Annotated in this window: 19 protein-coding genes; all 19 read left to right on the top strand. The window is 60.3% G+C overall.

Translation table 11 applies throughout. From position 1 onward, the window contains the following. Positions 1-21: 21 nt before the first annotated feature. The 19 genes from DRET_RS01070 (at position 22) to DRET_RS00980 (ending at position 22240) form a co-directional block, all read left to right on the top strand. Complete coding sequence (locus DRET_RS01070) at positions 22-1089, top strand: ABC transporter permease (protein WP_015750676.1); 1068 nt, start codon at positions 22-24, stop codon at positions 1087-1089. 92 nt (positions 1090-1181) lie between these two features. Beyond that, positions 1182-2102 (top strand): ABC transporter permease, encoded by a 921-nt coding sequence (locus DRET_RS01065; protein ID WP_015750675.1) that lies wholly within the window; start codon positions 1182-1184, stop codon positions 2100-2102. Between the two features lie 31 nt (positions 2103-2133). After that, the gene (gene gpt / locus DRET_RS01060) at positions 2134-2625 is read left to right on the top strand and encodes a xanthine phosphoribosyltransferase (RefSeq protein ID WP_015750674.1); all 492 of its coding nucleotides are present in this window, start codon (positions 2134-2136) and stop codon (positions 2623-2625) included. After that, positions 2622-4112, top strand: coding sequence for an ABC transporter ATP-binding protein (locus DRET_RS01055; protein ID WP_015750673.1), 1491 nt, complete (start codon positions 2622-2624; stop codon positions 4110-4112). The genes gpt and DRET_RS01055 overlap by 4 nt, the downstream gene beginning before the upstream one ends. Next, positions 4112-4756, top strand: coding sequence for a class I SAM-dependent methyltransferase (locus tag DRET_RS01050; RefSeq protein ID WP_015750672.1), 645 nt, complete (start codon positions 4112-4114; stop codon positions 4754-4756). Before DRET_RS01055 ends, DRET_RS01050 begins: the two co-directional genes overlap by 1 nt. A gap of 132 nt (positions 4757-4888) precedes the next feature. Beyond that, a complete protein-coding gene (nikR, locus tag DRET_RS01045) occupies positions 4889-5311 on the top strand; it encodes a nickel-responsive transcriptional regulator NikR (RefSeq protein ID WP_015750671.1) in 423 nt (140 codons plus the stop codon). Next, a complete protein-coding gene (gene folE2 / locus DRET_RS01040; RefSeq protein ID WP_015750670.1) occupies positions 5311-6105 on the top strand; it encodes a GTP cyclohydrolase FolE2 in 795 nt (264 codons plus the stop codon). The genes nikR and folE2 overlap by 1 nt, the downstream gene beginning before the upstream one ends. A gap of 236 nt (positions 6106-6341) precedes the next feature. Next, positions 6342-7148, top strand: coding sequence for an AmmeMemoRadiSam system protein B (gene amrB, locus DRET_RS01035; protein WP_015750669.1), 807 nt, complete (start codon positions 6342-6344; stop codon positions 7146-7148). 499 nt (positions 7149-7647) lie between these two features. Beyond that, positions 7648-9045: a TolC family protein gene (locus DRET_RS01030; protein WP_167317777.1), complete on the top strand. Its 1398-nt coding sequence runs from the start codon at positions 7648-7650 to the stop codon at positions 9043-9045. A gap of 16 nt (positions 9046-9061) precedes the next feature. Next, entirely contained in the window at positions 9062-10222 is a 1161-nt protein-coding gene (locus DRET_RS01025; RefSeq protein WP_015750667.1) for an efflux RND transporter periplasmic adaptor subunit, read from the top strand. After that, a complete protein-coding gene (locus DRET_RS01020; RefSeq protein ID WP_015750666.1) occupies positions 10212-13481 on the top strand; it encodes an efflux RND transporter permease subunit in 3270 nt (1089 codons plus the stop codon). Before DRET_RS01025 ends, DRET_RS01020 begins: the two co-directional genes overlap by 11 nt. Next, the gene (locus tag DRET_RS01015; RefSeq protein WP_015750665.1) at positions 13474-14700 is read left to right on the top strand and encodes a histidine phosphatase family protein; all 1227 of its coding nucleotides are present in this window, start codon (positions 13474-13476) and stop codon (positions 14698-14700) included. The genes DRET_RS01020 and DRET_RS01015 overlap by 8 nt, the downstream gene beginning before the upstream one ends. Before the next feature lie 31 nt (positions 14701-14731). Beyond that, entirely contained in the window at positions 14732-15040 is a 309-nt protein-coding gene (locus tag DRET_RS01010; RefSeq protein WP_015750664.1) for an Hpt domain-containing protein, read from the top strand. 239 nt (positions 15041-15279) lie between these two features. Then, positions 15280-16422, top strand: a complete 1143-nt coding sequence (locus DRET_RS01005) for an iron-containing alcohol dehydrogenase (RefSeq protein WP_015750663.1) — start codon at positions 15280-15282, stop codon at positions 16420-16422. Further along, positions 16422-17648 carry a two-component system sensor histidine kinase NtrB gene (locus tag DRET_RS01000; RefSeq protein WP_015750662.1) on the top strand — a complete coding sequence of 409 codons (1227 nt, stop codon included), beginning with the start codon at positions 16422-16424 and terminating at the stop codon, positions 17646-17648. The genes DRET_RS01005 and DRET_RS01000 overlap by 1 nt, the downstream gene beginning before the upstream one ends. Further along, positions 17617-18966: a sigma-54-dependent transcriptional regulator gene (locus DRET_RS00995; RefSeq protein WP_015750661.1), complete on the top strand. Its 1350-nt coding sequence runs from the start codon at positions 17617-17619 to the stop codon at positions 18964-18966. The genes DRET_RS01000 and DRET_RS00995 overlap by 32 nt, the downstream gene beginning before the upstream one ends. A 413-nt stretch (positions 18967-19379) precedes the next feature. After that, entirely contained in the window at positions 19380-20561 is a 1182-nt protein-coding gene (locus DRET_RS00990; protein WP_015750660.1) for an iron-containing alcohol dehydrogenase, read from the top strand. A gap of 132 nt (positions 20562-20693) precedes the next feature. Continuing rightward, the gene (locus DRET_RS00985; protein ID WP_015750659.1) at positions 20694-21335 is read left to right on the top strand and encodes a 4Fe-4S dicluster domain-containing protein; all 642 of its coding nucleotides are present in this window, start codon (positions 20694-20696) and stop codon (positions 21333-21335) included. 2 nt (positions 21336-21337) lie between these two features. Beyond that, complete coding sequence (locus DRET_RS00980; RefSeq protein WP_015750658.1) at positions 21338-22240, top strand: CoB--CoM heterodisulfide reductase iron-sulfur subunit B family protein; 903 nt, start codon at positions 21338-21340, stop codon at positions 22238-22240. Positions 22241-22272 lie beyond the last annotated feature (32 nt).

The raw sequence follows: 22272 nt of genomic DNA, 5'->3' as shown, positions 1-22272 counted from the left end.
GCTGACGCACCGGAACCAGGTATGCTGCTGTACAGAATTCGAAAGCGCACCACTCCCCTGACCTGGCAATCGTGGGCCATTTTCCTCGGGGCCGTCCTGTTTTCCCTGGTCGCCAGCGGCATCCTGCTCGCCTTGCAGGGCAAGCCGCCGCTGGAAGGCATGCGCCTGTTTTTCCAGGGAGGATTCGGGACATCCTGGGCCCTGGAAGACGCCCTGGTCAAAGCGGTACCCATCTACCTCTGCTCCTTGGGAGTGGGGATCGCCTTCCGTCTCCAGATCTGGAATATCGGGGCCGAGGGGCAATACGCCCTGGGCGCCATCGGGGCGACCTGGGCGGCTTTGCATTTTTCCCATCTCCCCGGGCTGTTGCTGCTCCCGCTCATGCTGGTCTGCGCCACGGTGGCTGGAGGATTCTGGGGCTTTATTCCCGCGATCCTCAAGCTACGGATGCGGGCGAATGAGATCATCGTCTCATTAATGCTCAACTACATCGGCATCCGCCTTTTGGAATACCTGGTCTACGGAGCCTGGAAGGACAGCCGCAGCTTCGGTTTTCCCATGACCCCGGAATTCGACCCCGCCGCGATCATCCCCTCCTTTGGCACCTCGCGGCTGCATTGGGGGCTCGTCCTTTGTGTGGTCATCGGAGTGGTCATGACCCTTTTCCTGCGTTTCAGCCGTACCGGGTTTGAACTCAAAGTCAGCGGCGAAAGCGTGCGGGCGGCGCGGTACGCCAGAATGCCTTACGGGAAACTGGTGGTCCTGGTCATGGTTATCAGCGGCGCCCTCGCCGGATGGGCCGGCTTCGTGGAAACCTCGGCCACCCTCGGCCGGCTCCAGCCGAGTGTTATGGCCGGATACGGCTACACCGCCATTGTCGTGGCCTGGCTGGCCAAATTGAGTCCGTTGCGCATCGGCATCGCCTCTTTTCTTCTGGCCGGTGTGCGGGTCGGTGTGGAGACCTTACAGCTTGATCTCCAGGTTCCGGCCGCCTTCGGGTCTATCATGGAAGGTCTGATTTTGTTGAGCGTCCTTTCCGGTCAATTCTTCAAACACTACCGGTTCGAACGGTTGACCCGGAACCGCTAACCACCGTCTGGACCCGAGCAGCAGATTGTGGGACTCGCTGACCGGACAAATACGAGTGTGAAGGACGGGCCAAGGGGAGCCGAGTACATACCATGAACGAATCGATTCTTTTGCCCTTGTTGGCGGCCACGGTCCAGTCCGGCACCCCCATCCTCTACGCGACGCTGGGGGAAATCCTGACCGAACGGGCCGGGGTGTTGAACCTCGGCGTGGAAGGCATGATGCTCTTGGGCGCCCTGGCCGCGTTCTGGGCCAGCCTGTCCACCGGCTCGCCGTGGATCGGCCTGCTGGCCGGAGGCACAGCCGCAGCCTTGCTCAGCGGCCTGCACGCCCTGGTCTGTCTCGTCTTCCAGGGCAACCAGGTCGTTTCAGGACTCGCCCTGACCATTCTCGGCACTGGGCTGGCCGATTTCTGGGGCACCCCGTTTATCGGGCGCAAGGCCCCCGGCTTCGGGACCCTTGAACTTCCTGTCCTGGCCGACCTCCCCGTCCTGGGCCCTATCTTTTTCCAGCAAGACATCCTGGTATACCTCTCCTTGCTGCTGCCTGTGGCCATGTGGCTTTTTCTGGGACGGACCCGCTGGGGACTCGGTCTGCGCAGTGTAGGCGAATATCCCCGGGCCGCTGCCGCGGCCGGACTGCCTGTTTTGTGCTACCGGGCGGCCGGGATCATGGGCGGCGGTTTTCTGGTCGGTCTGGGCGGAGCGTACCTCTCACTGGCCTATACCCATCTCTGGACCAACGGCTTGACCGCCGGACGGGGCTGGATTGCTGTGGCCCTGGTCATTTTCGCGTTCTGGCGGCCCGGACGGGCGATTGTCGGCGCCTACCTCTTCGGTGGCGTCATGGCCTTCCAACTCCGCCTCCAGGCCATGGGCACCAATCTGCCGTCTTCACTTCTGCTGATGCTGCCCTACGCCCTGACCATCCTCGTTCTGGCATTGACCTCCTGGCGAGGCCGTTTCACTGACGCCCCTGGATGGCTGGGGGTGAATATCGAACCCGAAGAATAGATTCCGTACACCCCATCCGAGTGGACCGGTTATGCACGATTCCGAACGCTACACGAAAATGTTCCCCGTGACCTGGGAGCAACTCCACCGCGATGCCCGGGCCCTGGCCTGGCGTCTTGTGGGCTCGGGCCCCTGGAAAGGGATTATCGCCATAGCCAGGGGCGGCCTGGTGCCAGCGGCCATCATCGCTCGCGAACTGGAAATCCGCCTAATCGAGACGATCTGCATCTCGAGCTATGATTTCCAGGCCCAGGGACAAAGCCGCATCCTCAAAGAACTGCACCTGGACAGTTCCGGGTGGCTTTTGATCGACGACCTGGTCGATACCGGCAATACGGCCCGGATGGTCCGGGAAATGCTCCCCGAGGCCCATTTCGCCACCGTGTACGCCAAACCGGCGGGGCGGCCCAACGTGGACACCTTTATCACCGAAGTCAGCCAGGACACCTGGATCCTTTTTCCCTGGGACAGCGAACACCAATTCTGCCGTCCCATTGTGGACCGGACAGGACAGCACCCATGACCGATCACCCGCTTGTCAGTCTGCACCAGATCAGCAAATCCTTTGGTTCGGTTCAGGCCAACAAGGACATCACTCTGGATATCCGCTCCGGGACCATCAAGACCCTTTTGGGGGAAAACGGCGCCGGCAAGTCCACCCTCATGTCCATCCTGGCCGGCCGTTTCAGCCCAGACGCGGGCACAATCCGGATCCGCGGTGTTCAGCGCCGCTTCACGACCACTGCCGAGGCCCTCGATTCCGGTATCGGCATGGTCTACCAGCATTTCATGCTCGTCGAGGCCATGACTGTGGCCGAAAATGTCTTTCTGGGCCATAAAAACGGCTTTTGGCTCCACCCCAAACAGATGGAAACCCAGGTCCGCTCCCTCGCCGACCAATACGGCCTGGACGTCGATCCGGCGGCCAAGGTCCACACGCTGTCCATGGGCGAAAAGCAGCGCGTGGAGATCCTCAAACTCCTGTTTCGCGACAATGATGTGCTCATCCTGGACGAACCGACCACGGTCCTGACCCCCCGGGAGGTCAACCAACTTTTCAGAGCCATGCGGACCATTGCCAGCCAGGGCAAGGCCATTGTCTTCATCAGCCATAAATTGGCCGAGGTCATGGACGTCGCTGACGAAATCGCCATCCTGCGCCGGGGAGCCATTGTCGATGAACTGCCAGCCGCCACCGTCCATTCCAAGGCCGACCTGGCCCGGCGGATGGTCGGCCGGGAGGTGGTCCTCTCCCTGGACAAGGCCCATGTGGCGCCGGGGCGTCCGGTCCTCGAGGTCGACCAGTTGGATGCCGGACCGGTCCGTGAGGTCTCGTTCTCCCTGTGCCGTGGCGAGATCCTGGCCGTGGTTGGCGTGGCGGGCAACGGGCAACGCCCCCTGGTCGAAACCATCTGCGGCCTGCGCTCCCCCGAATGCGGACAGGTGAACATCCTCGGGCTGCCCTGGAGCGAATTTTACAGCCGCCTGGAATGGCAAGGGGCCTTGAGCTACATCCCTGAGGACCGACTCGGTCTGGCCACCTGCCCGGAACTCGATCTTGTCGATAATTTTCTGCTCACCACCCGGCAAGGCTTCTGTCGCGGTTCGATCCTCGACAGGGGGAAAGCCGAACGGACGGCCAGAGAATTGACCGGGGCCTTCAATGTCCATCCTCCCGACGTCAACAACCGGGCCCGGCAACTTTCCGGCGGCAATCTCCAGAAAATGGTTCTGGCTCGGGAATTCTACCGCCGACCGCGACTGATCATTGCCGAACAGCCTTCCCAGGGGCTGGACATCTCGGCCACAGAAGAGGTCTGGCACCACCTGCTCCAGGCCCGGGAGCGGGCCGGGATCCTCCTGGTCACCGGCGACCTGAACGAGGCGTTCAATCTGGCCGACCGCATCGCAGTCATCTTCCAAGGCCGGTTCATGGATATTTTCCCGGCCACGGACAAAACCAAACTGGACAATATCGGCCCCTTAATGGCCGGAATGCCAACCTCCTGATGCCGTCGTCTGAGTTGCACATCCGCGAAGGCGGCCGGGAATGGATTCTGCACCGCCCCGGCGATCTCGAATCCTATTGGCAGGAAATGACCGACCGCCATTTTGATGCCGATGAACGGTTGCCGTACTGGGTGGAGGTCTGGCCGGCCGGACTCCGTCTGGCGACGTGGCTTGGGGACAACAGCGACCGGCTTGCCGGCCGGGCCTGCCTTGATTTGGGCTGTGGGCTGGGTCTGAGCACCTGTGCGGCGCGCGCCGCCGGAGCCAAGGCAGTGGGGGTGGATTACGAGCCGGACGCCCTGCGCTACGCCCGGATCAACGAACAGGCTAATGGACTGGAGGGCATCGCCTGGGCGGTCATGGACTGGCGCCGTCCGGCCTTTGCACCAGGGCAATTCCCGTTTATCTGCGGCGCGGATATCCTCTACGAACGTCGTTTTACTGAACCGCTGGCCGGTCTTTTCGCCGCCCTGCTCGCCCCGGGCGGACGCATCTGGATCACCGAGCCCATACGCGACGTCTCTGCCCCGGCATGGGCCTTTTTCCGCTCCCGCGGCTGGAAGACCCGGCTTCTCAATTGCGAAAAAACGAGCTTTCAGGACATGACCATGCGGGTCAATCTCTGGGAGATGCGCCGGCGTTGAGGTCTCCCAGTCTTGACGCATTGCCATGACTCCGACAAGCCGATAGCATGATTTGAACCAGTTCCACTGCAAGCCGTAATGGTGCATACCGATTGTACGGCAGTTGCGAAGACCCCTTCCGGGAGGGCGGATATGAACAAAGCTGTCCGGGTCGCCATCACCCTCGATCCGACCCTGCTCAACAAATTCGACGAACTGTGCGCCAAGCAGAGCTATCAAAACCGCTCCGAAGCCATTCGGGACCTCATTCGCAACAGCCTGGTCCAGCAGGAGTGGCGTGAAGAGGAGACCGGTGAAAGCGTCGGGACCCTGACGCTGGTCTACGACCACCACCACAGCGATCTCGCCCAACGGATGACTGAAATCCAGCACGAAGCCCTGGACATCATCGTCACCTCCCTGCACTTGCATATCGACGCCCACAACTGCATGGAAGTCCTGATTCTGCGAGGGCCCAACACCCTGATCCGTGATACGGCCCAGCGCATCATTTCCACCAGGGGCGTCAAACACGGCAAACTCACCCTCTCGACCACCGGAAAGGATCTCGTCTAGTGCAGGATGTCCAGAATACTCCGGCCGGCATCCCGCTGGCCATAGACCGTGTCGGGGTCAAAGATTTACGTTTTCCTCTGCTTGTCCAGGATCGGGAACGCGGCCACCAACATACCGTGTCCCGGGTCGATATGTTTGTCGACCTCCCGGCCCATTTCAAGGGCACGCATATGAGCCGTTTTGTGGAGGTCTTGCAGGACTTCTCCGGGATTCTTGACTATCCGAACTTCAAAAACCTCCTGCGTGAGGTCCGGCAACGACTGCAGGCACACCGAGCCCATTTGAGCTTCAGCTTTCCCTATTTCCTGCACCAAAACGCCCCGGTCAGCGCCAGCGCATCGCTCATGGACTACCAATGCACGCTGCATGGCGAACTCGACGATGCAGACCAACTGCGGATGTTCCTCCAGGTCCAGGTTCCGGTGATGACCGTCTGTCCCTGTTCCCTGGCCATCGCCGACGAGGGGGCCCACAGCCAGCGGGCCATGGTGACCATGAACTGCCGCTTTGCCGGCATGCTCTGGCTGGAGGATCTCATCCACATCGGCCAGCACGCGGCCTCGTGCCAGGTCCACTCCCTGCTCAAGCGCGAAGACGAGAAATTCGTGACCGAAAAAGCCTTCGCCACTCCGACCTTTGTCGAGGACGTCGTCCGTAACGCCGCGCACCAACTCCAGTCCCACGAGCTCATAAGCTGGTTCCGCGTGGAAGTGGAAAGCTTCGAATCCATCCACAACCACAGCGCCTACGCCTGTATTGAAGCCCCCGGCTCCCAGACTGGCGCGGGTCAATAACTCTCTTCCCGGCGGGCAGGTGCCCTATGGAGCGTGCGAATACCTTTGTGCGCCCTTTGCTGCCTCCCCGGCCTCCGCCCTCACCCGCCTTGTCACCAATCGCTGCTTGTGCCAATTTCATAGAGCCAACAGCTCTGCAGTGCGACCAATGCTGTCTCCTTCGTGATGCCCGTCCTCCGGCAAACCTGTGCAGGACGGTACACAGCACAACACGCAGCCACTCCCAAGGAGGCCTTATGCGCAGATCACCGATAGTCGCCGGCCAATTTTATCCAGGAACCAAGACCGCCTGGGAGCAACAGGTGCGCACCTACCTCGCCCAGGCCACTGCTCCACAATCGCCCAGTCTCATGGCCATGGTCCCCCATGCTGGCTATCCCTTTTCCGGGCCTGTCGCCGGGAAAACCTTGGGGGCGGCCTCCCTGCCAGAGACCCTTTTGCTGCTTGGCCCCAACCACACCGGTCTTGGCAAAGCGTTGGCCTTATGGTCCCGGGGAGCCTGGGATATCCCCGGTGCCTCCCTCGCCATTGAAGAAAAGCTGGCTGGAGCAATCGTCCATGGTTGCCCGCATATCGCAAGCGACGAAGCCGCCCACTTGCGGGAACATTCCCTGGAGGTCATCTTGCCTTTTCTGTGGGCATTGAATCCCCGCACCCGTATCGTCCCTCTCGCCGTAGCCGAACACCATCTCCCGACGCTTTTGGAAACCGCCGAGCACCTCCATACGGTTCTTGGAAGACAGCAACAGCAGGTCGGTATTGTTGTCTCCTCGGACATGAGTCACTTCATATCCGAGCAGGAAGCCAAACATCTGGACGATATGGCCCTGCAAAGGATCCTGGACCTGGACCCCGAAGGGCTTTACAATACGGTACGCAACAACAGGATCTCTATGTGTGGGGTGCTGCCCATGACCCTCGGACTGCAATTGGTGAAACGAATGGGGGCTGTGTCAGCCAAACTTGTGGACTACGCAACCTCCGCAGACGCCACCGGGGACAGATCGCAGGTGGTCGGCTACGCTGGAGTGCTCCTCAGCTGACACTCCAGGATACCGCCTCGGAAGACCAAGGCCAGCAGGCGTCCTGCACTAACTGCCCGGGCTCGTAAAAGCGGCTGTCGCACCCGCTCAAATGGAACAGGCCCGAAACACGCATCCACCACCGCCTTTGCCCCGGGCCTTGCCTGAAGTATCGGTATCTGCGCTGGACATGGGCCCAGACGCAGTTTCCAGCCTGTGGGCAGGATTGCCACAGCGGTTCAAGGATCCAAGCCGAGGCTTTTTCTCCAAACCATGCGGGAAGCTCCTCCCGGGTCATAACGGCCCGGCTGGCTTCTTCCCGCCATTTTTTGCCGAGTCGTTACCGATGTCACATCCGCTGCCCAGGCCTCGCTTTTTTTCCCCGGGGCTCGATCCTGGAACCTGTTTGGAACACAGTTCCACGCCCCCGAAAGCCATTGTGGGGAAACACTTTCTCCCCCTGATCGCAGCTGTGCTGGGCTGTGCCATCCTCCTGCAGGCATGCACGAGGCCGGCTGCCATGCCGCCGGAAACGGCCGCCTCGCCACCGCAGCGCGTGCAGCAGTTCGCTGTCCCCCCCGCACCGGCCCCGAACGCCACGACACCTTCCCTCGCCTCCCCTCTCTCCCTGGACGCGGCCTTGCAGCGGGCCATAGCCGACAACCCCCAGCGCAGAATCGTTGCTGCGCGTTTGGCACGGGCCGAGGCCGTTATCGCCGAGCGACAGGCCGCTTTCTGGCCCCAAGTAAGCCTGTATACCGAACACCTTCAGGGAGAATCTCCGTCGGCTTCCCTTTTTAAAAGTATCGACCAGCGCCGCCTCGACCAGCGGAATGTTGACTTCAACCGCCCCGGGCGATTTCAAAATTTTGAAACCGGCATCAAGGCCAACCTCCAGGTGTTCAACGGACGACGCGACACGTTGCGGTTGCAAATAGCCAAACACCGCCGAGCCGCTCTGACCCACACTCGGGCCGAAGTGATCAACGATCTCTGCACCGCCGTCACCGAGACCTTCTGCACCATCCTGGCAGCTGAGGAGACCGTGGCCACCTCCAAGCACCGCGTCACACTCCTGCGGGAGGAGGTCCGGATGGCCAAAATCCGCTTCGAAGCCGGTGGCACCCTGAAAGCCGATGTCCTTTCCTTGCAGAGCCGCCTCTCCCAGGCCAAATCGGCCCACACCCGGGCCCGTGCCAGGGCCTCGTCCGCTCGGGCCGCTCTGGCGGTTTTATTGGACCTGCCACCGGACCAATGCCCGGACATCACCGGATCACCCCGACTCCCGGTCCAACTCCCCGCCACCTACCACAAGGCCAGGACCTATGCCCTCAACCACCATCCCGCCTTGACCCGAGCCCGAGAACAGACCGAACAGGCCCGTCTTGGACTGGACCTGGCCTGGGCCGCGTACCTGCCGCGTCTCCTCGCCCAGGGAAAATATTATCACGACGATCCGCATATGGCCTATTCCCGCGAGCGGGAGAACTGGACTCTGGGTCTTGTGCTGGACTGGCAGCTTTTTTCAGGCCTGAGCCGGCAGGCCAAAGTCGAACAAGCCAGAGGCCGCATGGCCGAGGTCCGGGCCCGAAACCGGCAGACCCGGCAACGCATCCTGCAAAATCTCAAACAGGATCTGGCCGAACGCGAAGCGGCCAGGGACCGGTTGCAGGCGAGTCGCCACCGGGTAGAACAGGCCAGTGAAGCTCTGCGCCTGGTCCGAATTCGCTATCAGGGCGGCTCTGCCACATTGACCCGATTTTTATCCGCCGAACTCGCCCGCTACGCCGCCCAAGAAGCCGAGACAGCCAGCCGGTTCGATCTCCTTCGGATTCAAGCCGCCATAGCCCGGGATATCGGCGCGTGGCACCGCCGCTTCGGCTCATTTGCACCATCGACCGCTCAGAGCGCCCCCTGATGTGGAGAACCGCCCCATGAACCTGAGAAACCTCCTGTCCACAGCGCTTGGTATCGCGATTCTGGCCGGACTGGTGCTGTATACCGGCGGCTTTTTCGAGTCCGGCGGCATCAGCCCCGACTCCGTCTCCCGGCCGCAACCAACGCAAGGGCCAACGCCATCCCGGACGGCGACCGCCCATCTGAAAACCATCAGCCAGACCACCACAGCCCCGGGAACCGTGGCCCCCCGCACCACGATGCGGGTTGAAGCCCAGGTCGCGGCCCAGATCACCTCTATTGCCGTCACTGCCGGCGATCGGGTCAGCACAGGCGAGACCCTGATACAGCTGGAGCACAACCGGTTGGACACGGCGGTAGAACAGGCCCGGCAGCACCTGGTCAAGCGCCAGTCCCAACTCGATCAGGCCCGAGAGAATCTTCCGGCGGCCCAGGCGGAGTTCAACGCCACACAGGCCCAATGGCGACGGATCAAAACCTATTTCAAGGCCGAAGCCGCCACAAAACAGGAATTGGAGCAGGCCCGAGCCGCTTTCCACCGCGCCCGGTCCCGCCTGACCACGGCCCGCAAGCGGATCGGCCAAGCCGCAGCAGGAGTGGAAGTTGCACGCCAAAAACTGCGGGCCGCACGTATCAAGCGCGGCTACGCCCGACTCACTGCTCCGGCCGACGGCCAAGTCGCCAAACGGTTGGCAGACCCGGGCGACCAGGCCCGGCCAGGCACCCCATTGCTGGTCTTGCATACGGACCGCACCCTGCGGCTTGAGGCCCGCGTTCCGGAGAGCCGTTTGGCCCATGTGCGCCAGGGGCACAACGCCACTGTCCATATTCCCGCCCTGCCCGCTGCACTCTCAGGAACCATAGAAGAAATCATCCCTTCGGCTGACCCGCGGACCCGCACCTTCACCGTCAAAGTTGCCCTGCCCGACTACTCCGGCCTCCAGCCTGGGATGTTCGGGCGCCTCGAAGTGGCCTCCGGAACCCGGCAGGCGGTCTTCGTGCCCGAGGGCGCCGTGCGCCCAATGGGCCAGTTGGATATAGTCCGGGTCAGACAGCAACAGGGGTGGCAGGACATCCTGGTCACCACAGGCGTCCACCGCGATGAGATGATCGAGATCCTCTCCGGAGTCGCTCCCGGTGACGAGATCGCCCTCGCAGGAGGCGGCCATGGCACATGAGGGGCGGTCCGTTCGCGGCGTCATCCCGAGTATCGTCAACACCTTCCTCAACCCTCAACTCCCGATTCTGCTGATCATTCTCGCCCTCGGGGTAGGACTGACGGCCATTTTGCTGACCCCCAAGGAAGAGGAGCCGCAAATCGTGGTCCCTCTGGCCGACATCGTTGTCCAGGCCCCGGGAGCCAGCGCGGCTGAAGTGGAAAACCAGGTCGCCACCCCCCTGGAAAATCTGCTCTGGCAAATCGAGGGCGTGGAATATGTCTACTCCATTTCGCGCAAGGACAGCGCTGTGGTCACCGTCCGCTTCCACGTCGGCCAGGACCACGAACGGGCCATGGTCCGGCTGCAGAACAAGGTCGGCCGGAATCTGGAACGGGCGCCGGCGCTGGTCAAAAACTGGGTCATCAAACCGATTTCCATCGACGATGTGCCCATTTTGAACCTGACCCTGTATTCCGAGACCTACGATGACCACGAACTCTACCGCATAGGGCAGGAAACACTCCACCATTTGAGCGAAGTGGAAAACATTTCCCGGACCGAGATTGTGGGCGGTCGGCCGCGGGAAATCCGTGTCGAACTCGCGCCGGACCGTCTGGCCGGATACAATGTTACTGCCAATCAGATCCACCAGGCCCTGGCTGCAGCCGACCACTCCGTACACGCCGGGAGCTTCAACCAGGCCAACCGGCGCTACATCCTCAGCGCCAACAATTTTTTGACCAGCACCCGCGAGGTTGAACGTCTCGTGGTGGGCGTGCATGAGGACAAACCTGTCCTGCTCAGGGATGTCGCCCGGATAATGGACGGTCCCCAAGAAGCGTCTGTCTATAGCCGCATCAGTTTTTCCCGACTGTACCGGCAGCGCCAGGTTAATACTGGCGCACACCCGCAAGGCTCGAACGGGAGTTTTCCGGCCGTCACCCTCGCCGTGGGCAAGAAAAAAGGGACCAACGCCGTGTGGGTGGCCCGGAACGTCCTGGACAGGCTGGAGGAACTCAAGGATTCAGTCATTCCCGACGGGGTGCATGTCGAAGTCACCCGCAATTACGGCCAAACAGCCCAGACCAAGGTCAACAACCTCCTCAGTTCCCTGGGCTTCGCCGTTCTGACCGTCGTGGTCTTGCTGGCTTTCACCCTGGGGCGTCGCGAAGCACTCATCGTGGCCCTGGCCGTGCCCATCAGCTTTGCTCTGGCCTTGTTCGTCAATTATCTCCTGGGTTACACCATCAATCGGGTCACCCTGTTTGCCCTGATCCTCTCCCTGGGCTTGGTCGTCGACGACCCAATAACCAATGTGGACAACATCCAGCGCCACATCCGCATGGGGAAACTGCCTCCCCGCTCAGCAACCCTGGCCGCCGTGCAGGAGGTATTGCCACCGGTATTGATTTCCACCCTGGCTATTATCGTCTCGTTTACTCCAATGTTTTTCATCACCGGGATGATGGGCCCATACATGGCCCCCATGGCCGCCAATGTCCCATTGACGGTCATCTTTTCCACTGTCTGCGCTCTAACCATTGTCCCCTGGCTCGCCTTGACCCTGTTGCGCCGCGAGCGGTTGACCCCGGACGAATCCGGGGCAGGGCAGCAGTCGAGTCCGAGCAGTGGGACCCCGGCCTGGATCCACAGCCTGTATCGGAAAATCTGTTCTCCGTTTCTGGATTCACGTCTCAAACGGTGGCTCTTGACTGGTGCGATCGGCCTCGGCCTTGCCGCGGCAGTGAGTCTGCCCCTTTTGCGCCTGGTACCATTGAAGATGCTCCCCTTTGACAATAAAAACGAATTCCAGCTGGTTTTCGACATGCCCGAGGGGACGCCGCTCGAGGCCACGAACAAGGCGGTCCTTGCCTTCGAAGACTATTTGCGCCAGGTCCCCGAAGTCACCTCTGTGGTCGCCACAGTCGGTGACGCCTCCCCCATCGATTTCAACGGCATGGTCCGCCACTATTATTTACGCCAAGCACCACACCAGGCCGACATCCGGGTCAATCTCGTGGACAAACCGGACAGGGAGATGCAGAGCCACGGCATCACCCTGCGGCTGCGAAACGATTTGACGAAACTGGCCCGCCGCCACGGCGTGGACCTGAAAATCGTGGAAATCCCCCCCGGTCCTCCGGTATTGGCTACAGTGGTCGCCGAAATCTATGGCAGTCCCGGCACCCCCTACGCAAAGATGCTCCAGGGCGCTGCAAACATGACCTCAATCATGCGCAAGGAGCCGGGAGTGGTGGACATCGACACCAGTGCCAGCGCTGCGAGACCACGGCGGAATTTTGTCGTGGACAAGGAAAAAGCCGCCTTGCACGCCATCCCCACCTCTCGCATCACCCAGACCCTGCGCCTGGCCATGAGCGGAACCACACCGGCGACACTCCATGCCCCGCGAGAACGCGCCCCTTTGCTGATTCGCCCCATCTTGCCACGAGCCCACCGCTCCGAACAGACCGCCCTTCTCGACCTGCGCCTGCGCGGCAAGGGCGGTGCCCTTGTGCCTTTGGGGGAACTCGGCCATTTCGAACAGGTGGCCGAAGACCAGCCGATCTATCACAAAAATCTGAAGCGTGTCGTCTACGCCCAGGCCGAAACCGCGGGACGTTCGCCGGCCACCGCCATTTTGGATATGCAGTCGCGGCTGGAGCACAATCCGCTCTCTGCGGATCTCCAGGCCGAATGGGCAGGTGAGGGAGAATGGAAAATCACACTGCGCGTTTTTCGGGACCTTGGCCTGGCGAATATCGCCGCCCTGGCCGGGATCTACATCCTGTTGAGCATTCAGACCGGCTCCTTTGCCTTGCCGCTGCTTATCCTGCTGGCAGTGCCTCTGACCCTGCTGGGCATCATGCCCGGGTTCTGGCTGCTGAACATCTTCACTGCTTCACCGGTGAACGGGTATGCCAACCCGGTTTTTTTCACCGCCACAGCCATGATCGGCATGATCACCCTGGGGGGAATCGTCATTCGCAACGCCGTGGTCCTGATCGAATTCGTCCACGAATCCCTGCAGCAAGGGCACGACTTCCGGGAAGCCATCCTCCAGAGCGGGGCCATCCGGCTGCGGCCAATTGTCTTGACCGCCATGACCACGGCCCTGGGCGCCTGGCCGATCACCCGGGACCCTATCTTTTCCGGCCTGGCCTGGGCCCTGATTTTCGGACTTGTGGCCTCCACCGTCTTTACGCTGCTTATTGTCCCGGTGACCTATTACGCCCTGTATACATCCCGTTATTCCCAGGAGAGTGGCCATGAGTGAAGCCCACCAAGCGCTGTGCATCGCCATGGTCGGACTGCCGGCCCGAGGGAAGTCCACGTTGGCCCAGAAAATCCAGGATGGGCTCGCTGCAGACGGGGTCCGGGCCGCCATTTTCAATAACGGCGAAATGCGCCGCGCCCTTGACCGCAACGACACCACCGCCCCGGATTTCTACCACCCCGCAAACACCGAGGCGGCCGGAGTGAGAGAAAAAATCGCCGCCTTGAACATCCAGCGGGCCCGTGAGTTCCTGCGCGATGGCGGCCAGGTCGCGATCCTGGACGCCACCAACGTCAGCCGCAAACGGCGGGAATTCGTCGAACGCCAAATGCACGACATCCCGCTGCTATTCCTGGAATGCTTCAACGAAGATGAGGAAATCCTGGAGGAAAACATCCTTCAAAAAGCTCGGCTCTCCGAGTTCGCTCATCTCGAGACCAGGCAGGCCACGGCTTCGTTTAAAAAACGGATTGAATACTACCGGCGCCTTTTTTGCCCCCTGGGAGAGGAACGGAATTTCATCCGCCAGGATTCGTTTCTGAACACCATCCACGCCATCCAGATCCTGGACCGCATCCCGTATTTCGAACAATTGCGGGACCTGCTGGTCACGGACTTCGTGCCCAATCTCTATGTCGCTCGCCACGGTACATCGGTCTTCAATCTCGAAAACCGCGTCGGCGGGGATTCCCCACTGGCCCAGGCGGGCCACCAACAGGCAAAACGCCTTGCGGCCACTTTCAGGGACACACCACTGTCCATGGTCTTCACCAGCACCAGGCGTCGCACCCGGCAGACCGCCGCCTATGTACTGGAGGCACAGCAAACAGCACCACCGCTGTACAGTATGGAGCTCTTCGATGAGATCGATTGCGGGATATGTGAAGAAATGGACTATGAGGAGGTCAAGCGGCGGCGACCTGACGTGCACCGGGGGCGGGTGGAAGACAAATACAACTTCGTCTACCCCGGCGGAGAGGGGTACCGGAACATGCGCGCCCGCATTGAGCGCGGGGTACGCAAAGCGCTGTATCTTTCCGGCGGCAGCCGGCATATCTTGATTATCGGCCACCGGGCGGTCAACCGCTTGATTCTGAGCTATTTTCTCTACCGCCGCCCTGCAGATGTGCCTTATCTCTACATCCCCCAGGACCGGTATTTCCATATTTCCTGTGCCCAAAACGAACGTCGCATCCGCCTGCGCCCCCTGCTGAGCTAGCCTTTGCCCGGAGACAGAAAAGGAGCAGACCATGTCCGAAAGCCCCGTCCAGGAACACATCGACCCGGCTCTGGTGCCTCTTATGCCCCGTTTCTGGAGCAATGCCCGCCAAGAATTCCAGGCCATGAACGAGGCCCTGAATCACCGGGAGTGGACGACCCTACGCCGCCTCGCCCATGGCAGTAAGGGCGCTGCCGCCGGATTCGGGCTCCAGGGTCTGGCCGGAATCGCCAAAAATCTGGAGGGGGCCGCCTCCACAGGGGACCAGGAGCAGGCTGCGTTCCAGCTTGCCCGCCTCCAGACCTATCTGGACAGTGTTCAGGTCCTGCCCAGGGAGTAAAGCCCCCTCTGCCGCGTCTTCTGTGAACCAGGCGCCTTGACCGGCGCCGACAATACAGGGACAATCCTTTTCGCGCATTGTGCTGAATGGCAAGACTACGGGATCAAACAGCGCGCTCGTTTCCGCACGAGTTGGGGCAGATCGGGGGACATACCGATCGCACGGGATCCGGCCTCATACGCAACGCCAACGACCCGGCGTACAGGGGGGACACTCCCCTGTTCCAAGGGGGTTAGCCTATGGAAATCACCAAATTTGCCATCCCGGAGATCATCTTCGGTAACAACGGCCTGGAATACCTCGCCTCCTGTGCCCGACGCCACGGAGCCCAAAAGGTCTTTTTCGTCAGTGACAGCGGACTGGAGCGCTCCGGTTGGGTCCAACGGGCCTGCGATATTCTGGATCGGGACCGCTTGCCCTGGACCTATTTCAACATGGTCGAATCCAATCCCCGGGACTATCAGATTGAAAAGGGCGCGGCCCAATACGCCCAGGAAGGAGCCGATGTCATCATCGCCCTGGGAGGCGGGAGCCCGCTGGACACGGCCAAAGGGATTGCCCTTCTGGCCAGCAACGGTGGACGGGTCCGGGATTATGAGGGAGCCAACCGGATCGAGCACCCGTTGCCGCCAATGATCTTTCTGCCCTCCACCGCCGGCAGCGGCTCCGACATCTCCCAATTCGCCATCATCACCGACGTGGAACGCCAGGTCAAAATGGCCATCATCAGCCGAACCCTGGTCCCGAACATCTCCATTATCGATCCGGTCATCCTGCAGACCAAACCGCCGGAACTCATCATCACCTCGGCCATCGACGCCCTGGCCCACGCCATTGAATCCTACGTCTCGCCGATCGCTTCCCCGTTCAGCGAGACCCAGTCCCTGCAGAGCATCAAACTCATCGTCACCAATCTCCAACACGCCCAGGCCACCGGCGACCCTGAGGCCCTCAAACAACTGAGCATCGCCAGCACCGCTGCCGGCATGGCCTTCAGCAACGCCGGCCTGGGCATCGACCATGCCCTGGCCCATTCCCTCGGCGGGGTCTTCGACGTCATGCACGGCATTGTCCACCCGATTTTGCTGCCCCCGATCATGCGTTTTAATCTCCCCTCCTGCCCGGAAAAAATGCACCGCATCGGGGCCACGGTTCTGGGACGCCGGCACACGGACAGCAACGGACTCGCCCTGGCTGGAATCGAATGGCTGGAGGACTTCTTCCAGTCCTTCCAGATCCCGACCCGTTTGGGCGAAATCCTTCCCTCGGGCACTGATCTGATGCCCATCTGCCACATGGCCACCCTGGATGCCTGTATGCTCAGCAACCCCAGGCCGGCATCGCCTGACGATCTGTTCACCCTCTGTCAGGAGGTCTGGTGATGGCACCACAAACAACCCTTGAAGACATCATCGGCATCGAGCATTCCAAACTCGGTTTTTTCCAGGAAGTCCAGCGCAAGGTCGCTGAACTCAGACACTCCAACGAAGAGCTTGAACACAAGCAACGCGAAATCCAGGCCATTTTGGACGGCATCTCGGATATCATGCTCGTGCTCTCGGCAGATATGCGCATTTTGTCCGTCAATCAGGTCTTTTTCGACCATTTTGAAGAGCCCAACCCGGTCGGAAAATATTGTTTTGAGGTTTTCCGCGGCCAGGCCAAGGCGTGCCGGGGGTGTCCGGCCCGCGAATCCATGCGCTCCGGGGAAGTCTGCAAGGAAACCGCCATCTTCAAAGTCAATGGACGCAACCGGCAATACGATATGTTGGCCTCTCCCTTGCAGGACACCCCAGGACAAGAAGGCCGGGTCCTGTTGTTCAAGCGGGACGTGACCCTGGAAAAGGAGTATCAGGCCCAATTCTATCAAGCCGAGAAAATGGCCACCATTGGCATGCTCGCCGCAGGTGTGGCCCATGAAGTCAACAATCCCCTGGCCGGCATCCAGGGCTTCGCTCAGGGGATCTTGCGGCGTCTGCCCCGGGTTCAAGAGGCTGTGGACGAGGAATTGGCCAACGACTTTCAGGAGTACACCGAGACCATCCTCCAGGAATGCAACCGGTGCCAGGAAATCGTGCGCACCCTGTTGACCTTCAGCCGCCCCAGGGAATCCGCCTTTTGCTCCTTGAGCATGAACAACCTCATCCGGGACACCTTGAAAGTTCTCCAGCACCGGATTAAACGCCATCAGGGTCTGTTGCTCCAGGAAGACCTGGAACCGGAATTGCCCTTGGTTTGCGGCGACGAGCCCCATCTGAAGCAGGTCATTCTCAATCTGTTGACCAATGCCCTGGACGCCATCGGCGAAGAGGGGGTGATCACCATCCGTACCTCGAGTACGGAGAGTCAGGTCGCATTGTGCGTCGAGGATACCGGCGAGGGGATCCCGGAAGAACATCTGGACAAACTCTTCGAGCCCTTTTTCACGACGAAGCCGGTCGGGCGTGGCACGGGCATCGGCCTGTCAACCTGCTACACCATCGTCCATAACCACGGCGGTGAGATTTCCGTCAAAAGCGCCCCTGAAAAGGGGAGCCGCTTTTGTGTTGTCCTCCCTAAACGGCAAGGAAACGCTTGTGAACAGCCAATCACTTGTACTTATCGTTGACGACGAAGCCTCCATCCGGAGGCTGCTGCATAAAGAGCTTTCTTCTGCGAACCGGGCTGTCCACACTGCCGAAAACGCCCAGCAGGCGCGTGAGGCCGTGGGGCAGCACCCCTATGATGTCCTGGTACTGGACATCCGGTTGCCGGATGGTGACGGGCTCGATCTCCTGGCCGAGTTCAAGGAAGTCCTGCCGGATGCAGAAACGATTCTCATTACCGGGCACGGCGATATTGATTCCGCTGTGGAGGCCATGAAAATCGGGGCCTACGACTATATTACCAAACCATTCAATCTCGACCGTCTGGAATTCGTCATCGACAAGGCCTACCAGCGGGCCTGTCTCCAGCGCGACAATCGGATCTTCCGCCGCCACCAGCAGAAATTGCAGGATTCGCACAATCTCATTGGGAATTCCGCGGCAATGAAGCATATCCGCTTTCTGATCGAAAAAGTAGCGCCGACCAATGTGCCGGTGCTCGTCACCGGTGAAAGTGGTGCTGGCAAAGAGGTGGTCTCCCGGGCCGTACACTACAACAGCCCCCGGGCCCAAAAGCCGTTGGTGACCAAAAATTGCGCCACGCTCCAGCGTGAGCTCGCTCGAAGCGAACTATTCGGACATATCAAGGGTTCCTTCACCGGAGCCACGGAAAACCAGGAAGGCCTTCTGTCCTTCGCCCACAAGGGCTCGCTTTTTCTGGATGAAATCGGTGAACTCCCGCTTGAGGTCCAAGCCTCGTTTCTGCGGGTTCTGGAAAACAAGACCTACCGCCGCGTGGGGGAAAAAAAGGAACGCGAGGTCGACGCCCGCCTCATTTTGGCCACCAACCGGGACTTGGCCCAGGAGGTCGAAGCCGGGCGCTTCCACGAGGCCTTGTTCCACCGGATCAACGTCTTTCACATCACCATCCCCCCCTTGCGGGAACGCAAGGAGGACATCCCCCTGCTGGTCGAGTTCTTTTTGAACAAACTCGCCGGAGGCCAGGGCGTGTGTACCCTGTCCCCCCGGGCCGCCCAATGTCTGTACGACTACCAATGGCCGGGAAATATCCGCGAACTGCGCAATGTCCTGGAGCGTAGCATCATTTTGTCCGAAGCCGGGGTAATCACTGAAGGGGACCTGCCAAGCGAAATCAGCGGCCAGCACCACAATGAGGAACCGGCTCAGAATCCCTTGCGTCTCGAGGCTGTGGAACAGGCCCACATCCAACGTATTCTGCGCTTTTTCGACTACAACCGTTCCCAAGCCGCCGAAGCCCTCGGGGTTTCCCGCAAAACCCTGTACCGCAAACTCCAAAAGTACGGCCTCGACTCCTCCTGATTCTCTGCGGCGAACCACCGTCGCCGGTCACTCCGGCAAGAGCCAAAGAGACGACAAAGCCCTTACGGCCACATCGTTCGCTTCCCTCCGCCCGCATGGAATGTGTGCCCAGCCCAGTGTATCATTTTTTCCCAAACCCCTGTTACGGCCGTGTCATTTTGCTACACAGCATAACGCACTGTTTTTTCTATTTATTCTTTCACACCCCCCTCGCCACCCCCCGCTCAGCCTTGCTCGGACCGCCCACTTCAGGGGCCCTTTGAACCTGTCTCTCGACCTGACTCAACGATAACCCCCTTCCATAAATAGTTTTTTATATTTGGCCCGATATTTGCTCACTCATAACCGAAATTGCTGCCTGTATTTCGCACAATGACTGTTTTTTTCCACTCTAACCCCCAAAGGAGTCAGTCATGGCAGTTCAGGAAATGGTTTACGGTTTTTTTATCCCCAGTGTGACCCTGATCGGAATCGGCGCCCACAAGGAGATCCCGGAACGGATCAAGGCCTTGGGCGGGAGCAAGCCTTTGCTTGTTACGGATAAAGGTATCACGAAGGCCGGGATCTCCCAACAGATTGCCGATCTGTTGAAAGAAAATGGCATGGAATGCGTCATTTACGACGAAACCATCCCCAACCCCACAGACAACAACGTCCACGCCGGCGTGGATATCTATCAGAAAAATGGTTGCGACTCCCTGATCTCCCTCGGTGGCGGGTCCTCCCACGACTGCGGCAAAGGCATCGGACTGGTCGTCTCCAACGGCGGCAAGATCCATGATTTTGAAGGCATCGATAAATCAGAAAAACCCATGCCTCCGTATCTGGCTGTTAACACCACCGCCGGCACCGCCTCGGAAATGACCCGGTTTTGCATCATTACCGATACCTCCAGAAAAGTGAAAATGGCGATTGTGGACTGGCGCGTCACCCCCGGTATCGCCATCGACGATCCCCTGTTGATGGTTGGCATGCCTCCGGCCCTGACGGCGGCCACAGGCATGGACGCGCTGACCCACGCTGTCGAGGCCTATGTCTCCCTCGCTGCGAACCCCATCACTGACGCTTGCGCCTTGCAGGCCATTCAGCTTATTGCTAAGTATCTGCGTCCGGCAGTGGCCAATGGGCAAGACATGGAAGCCCGCGAAAAAATGGCCTTCGCCCAGTACCTGGCCGGCATGGCCTTCAATAACGCCAGCCTTGGCCACGTCCACGCCATGGCCCACCAACTCGGTGGCTTCTACGACCTGCCTCACGGTGAATGTAACGCCGTCTTGCTGCCCCACGTTGAAAAATTCAACCTCATCGCCAAAGTGGACCGCTTCATTGACATGGCCAAGGCCATGGGCGAAAATGTGGAAGGTCTCGCCCCCCGCGCCGCGGCCGAAAAGGCTATCGACGCCATCAAGACCCTTTCCACCGATGTCGGCATCCCCGATGGCCTGGTCGAGCTTGGCAAGCGCTACGGCGTCGATGTCAAAGAAAAAGACATCCAGACCATGACCGAAAACGCCCAGAAAGACGCCTGTGGGTTCACCAATCCGCGCTGCCCCACAGACGCCGACGTGGCCGCCATTTACAAGGCCGCTCTGTAAATACCGTTCAGTCCCGGGAGAGGCGGGGCTCCGTCTCTCCCGTTCACTGAAAGATACGCTGTCCGACGGGGGCAGCGTTTTTTCATCACCACGAGCCAACAGACCAGACGAAGTGCGAGGAAAAGACGCCCTATGCAGACCATCAATCTTTCCACCCACACCGACCCTGCCTTTACCCAACAGGTCAACGAGGAAAGTCACCAGGATGTCGCCCTGTGCTACCAATGCGGGAACTGCACGGCGGGCTGTCCTTACACCTTCGTCTATGACATCCCGGTGCACCAGATCATGCGCCTCGTTCAGGCGGGACAAAAAGACACGGTTCTGCGCAGCCGGTCGCTTTGGCTCTGCGCCACCTGTCAATCCTGCACCACCCGCTGTCCCAACAATATCGATGTGGCCCAGATCATGGATGTTTTGCGGCATATGGCCCGCCGGGAAGGCTACGTCACCGAACGCAACGTCAAACTCTTTTATGACGCCTTCCTGGAATCGGTCCACAAACACGGCCGGGTCTATGAACTCGGGGCCATGTCTTCGTACATCGCCCACAGCAAACGGGTCATGACCGATGCCGAATTGGGCCCCACGGTCATGGCCAAGGGCAAGCTCAGCTTCACCCCCCACAACATTGAGGGCAAGGAGCACGTCGCCGCAATTTTTGATCGCTATATGGAAAAACAGGAACAAGGACGGGAAGCCTACCGTCCTTTTCAGGCCGAACGTATGAGTCCAGTGGCCGCGTGGCTGCGCCGACTGAGGAGGGAAGAGTAAGCATGCGCTCCGAGACCATCTATGCGTATTATCCTGGGTGCTCCCAGATAGGAACCGCCACGGATTACGACAAATCCACCCGGGCGTGTTGTGACAAACTCGGCATCCAACTCCGGGATATCCCGGACTGGAGCTGCTGCGGTTCGACACCGGCTCACACCGTTGACCACACGCTCTCCGGAGCCTTGTCCCTGCGCAATCTCCAGTTGGCTCAGCAACTCGAGCCGACCTGTGTAACCACGCCGTGTCCGAGTTGCCTGACCAATCTGAAGGTGGCCGCCCGCAAAGCCGAGGATCCCGACAGCCTCACGGCGATGAACGAACTTTTGGAAACGCCGTATGCAGGAAACCTCGAAGTCAAATCCACGCTGCAGATCCTTGTCGAGGACATCGGGGTGGACGCCCTGGCCTCCAAGGTCCAAAAACCACTGACCGGTCTGCTCGTGGCCCCGTATTACGGCTGCATCATGAATCGTCCCCCTGATGTCATGCAGTTCGACGACCCCGAGAACCCCACGGCTATGGACCGCGTCCTGGAGGCCTGCGGGGCTACGGTACTGCCCTACCCGCTCAAGGTCGAATGCTGCGGGGCCTCCTACGGGATCCCGCGCAAGGACGTTGTCACCCATCTTTCCCATAAATTGTTGTCGTTGGCCGAAGATGTCGGCGCCATGGCCATGGTCACGGCCTGCCCGCTGTGCCAGATGAACCTTGATCTGCGGCAGAAACAGATCAACAAGGCCCAAAACGCCAACCACAACATACCGGTCTTTTACTTCACCCAGCTGCTGGGGCTGGCGCTGGGCCTGCCGGGACGAGAACTCGGATTGGAAAAACTCGCGGTGAGTCCCAAGGATGTCCTGAACAAGGCCAAGGCCAGGGCCATCGCCGAGGCCGCCTCCTGACCGGGGTCAGGTATCCGCTCACCTAACGGCAA

Origin of the sequence: Desulfohalobium retbaense DSM 5692 (genome assembly GCF_000024325.1) — a bacterium.
In the GTDB taxonomy this organism is placed as follows: Bacteria; Desulfobacterota; Desulfovibrionia; order Desulfovibrionales; family Desulfohalobiaceae; genus Desulfohalobium; species Desulfohalobium retbaense.
This window is presented reverse-complemented; position numbering and strand designations above follow the sequence as displayed.

Bases quoted from the DNA above. Each gene is read 5' to 3' on its own strand.
- DRET_RS01055 (WP_015750673.1), top strand. From the start codon at position 2,622: ATGACCGATCACCCGCTTGTCAGTCTGCACCAGATCAGCAAATCCTTT.
- DRET_RS01070 (WP_015750676.1), top strand. From the start codon at position 22: ATGCTGCTGTACAGAATTCGAAAGCGCACCACTCCCCTGACCTGGCAA.
- DRET_RS01025 (WP_015750667.1), top strand. From the start codon at position 9,062: ATGAACCTGAGAAACCTCCTGTCCACAGCGCTTGGTATCGCGATTCTG.
- DRET_RS01010 (WP_015750664.1), top strand. From the start codon at position 14,732: ATGTCCGAAAGCCCCGTCCAGGAACACATCGACCCGGCTCTGGTGCCT.
- DRET_RS00985 (WP_015750659.1), top strand. From the start codon at position 20,694: ATGCAGACCATCAATCTTTCCACCCACACCGACCCTGCCTTTACCCAA.
- DRET_RS01050 (WP_015750672.1), top strand. From the start codon at position 4,112: ATGCCGTCGTCTGAGTTGCACATCCGCGAAGGCGGCCGGGAATGGATT.
- DRET_RS01030 (WP_167317777.1), top strand. From the start codon at position 7,648: ATGCCGCCGGAAACGGCCGCCTCGCCACCGCAGCGCGTGCAGCAGTTC.
- DRET_RS00990 (WP_015750660.1), top strand. From the start codon at position 19,380: ATGGCAGTTCAGGAAATGGTTTACGGTTTTTTTATCCCCAGTGTGACC.
- DRET_RS01020 (WP_015750666.1), top strand. From the start codon at position 10,212: ATGGCACATGAGGGGCGGTCCGTTCGCGGCGTCATCCCGAGTATCGTC.
- nikR (WP_015750671.1), top strand. From the start codon at position 4,889: ATGAACAAAGCTGTCCGGGTCGCCATCACCCTCGATCCGACCCTGCTC.
- DRET_RS01015 (WP_015750665.1), top strand. From the start codon at position 13,474: ATGAGTGAAGCCCACCAAGCGCTGTGCATCGCCATGGTCGGACTGCCG.
- DRET_RS00980 (WP_015750658.1), top strand. From the start codon at position 21,338: ATGCGCTCCGAGACCATCTATGCGTATTATCCTGGGTGCTCCCAGATA.
- DRET_RS01000 (WP_015750662.1), top strand. From the start codon at position 16,422: ATGGCACCACAAACAACCCTTGAAGACATCATCGGCATCGAGCATTCC.
- DRET_RS01005 (WP_015750663.1), top strand. From the start codon at position 15,280: ATGGAAATCACCAAATTTGCCATCCCGGAGATCATCTTCGGTAACAAC.
- gpt (WP_015750674.1), top strand. From the start codon at position 2,134: ATGCACGATTCCGAACGCTACACGAAAATGTTCCCCGTGACCTGGGAG.
- amrB (WP_015750669.1), top strand. From the start codon at position 6,342: ATGCGCAGATCACCGATAGTCGCCGGCCAATTTTATCCAGGAACCAAG.
- DRET_RS01065 (WP_015750675.1), top strand. From the start codon at position 1,182: ATGAACGAATCGATTCTTTTGCCCTTGTTGGCGGCCACGGTCCAGTCC.